Here is a 939-nt window from a genome sequence, read left to right on the forward strand (position 1 = left end):
GACGCGCTGGCGCTGCCCGCCCGACAGCTGTCCCGGCAGGCCGTCGGCGAGGCTCCCGGGCAGCCCGACCAGGCCCATCAACTCCCGTACCCGCTCGTCGCGTTCCTTCGGAGTGCCGCGCTTGTGGACGTCGAGGGGGTCCCGGAGGATGCGGCTCACCGGGAGGCGGCGGTTCAGGGCCGTCGAGGGGTCCTGGAAGATCATTCCGGTGCGGGTCCCGATGGAGCTCCGCCGTTCGGCGGGCGGCATCGTCCACAGATCCCGGCCGCGGAACGACACGGTTCCCGCGGTGGGCCGCTGCGCGCCGACGAGGACNNCCGACGGTCTCGCCGGGGGCGAGGGCCATGTCCGCTTCCGTCAGGGCGTACACCTGGTCCCGGGAGAAGAGGCCTCCCGAGCGGGCCTTGTGCACTACGTGCACGTCGTCCAGCTGGATGATGGGGGTGGTCATTTCGGCTCTCGGTCCGTCGTGGCTGGTCGCGCAGTTCCCCGCGCCCCTGAAACGCCTCCCGGGGGCGCCCCCGAGGTGGTCGTCGGTTCCGCCGGGTGGTGGCATGCGGTCGCATGGGGTGCGCCACCCGCCAGCCGCGGTGTCGTGGTCCGGCAGACCTCGTCCGCCAGCGGGCAGCGGTCCGCGAATCTGCAGCCCGCCGGGAAGTCGGCGGGGGAGGGCACCACGCCCTTGATCTGGGTGAGGCGCTGCGCCGCCGACTCCAGGGAGAGCACCGAGCCCAGCAGCCCGCGTGTGTAGTGGTGTGCGGGGGACTCCACCAGGTCCGCCGTCACGCCCGTCTCGACGATCTGTCCGCCGTACATCACCACGACCCGGTCGGTGACGTCGGCGACGAGCGCGAGGTCGTGCGAGACGAGGATCAGCGCGAAGCCCAGCTCCTCGCGCAGCCGCAGCAGGAGCTGGATGATCTGCGCCTGCACGGTGAC

The 939-nt window shown here is 72.5% G+C and carries 2 protein-coding genes and 1 pseudogene; all 3 read right to left on the reverse strand.

The features are described from left to right. A partial coding sequence (locus tag AOK03_RS44610) for an ATP-binding cassette domain-containing protein (RefSeq protein WP_244177915.1) occupies positions 1 to 315 on the reverse strand: 315 nt, incomplete at both ends. Between the two features lie 2 nt (positions 316 to 317). Further along, positions 318 to 451 (reverse strand): annotated as a pseudogene (locus tag AOK03_RS44615) (peptide ABC transporter ATP-binding protein); the annotation flags it as partial. Further along, positions 448 to 939 (reverse strand): ABC transporter ATP-binding protein (locus tag AOK03_RS37815; RefSeq protein WP_167355690.1); only part of this gene is annotated, 492 nt, incomplete at its 5' end. The pseudogene AOK03_RS44615 and the gene AOK03_RS37815, both read right to left, overlap by 4 nt.

The sequence above is a fragment of the Streptomyces atriruber genome, assembly GCF_001418325.1.
GTDB lineage: Bacteria > Actinomycetota > Actinomycetes > Streptomycetales > Streptomycetaceae > Streptomyces > Streptomyces atriruber.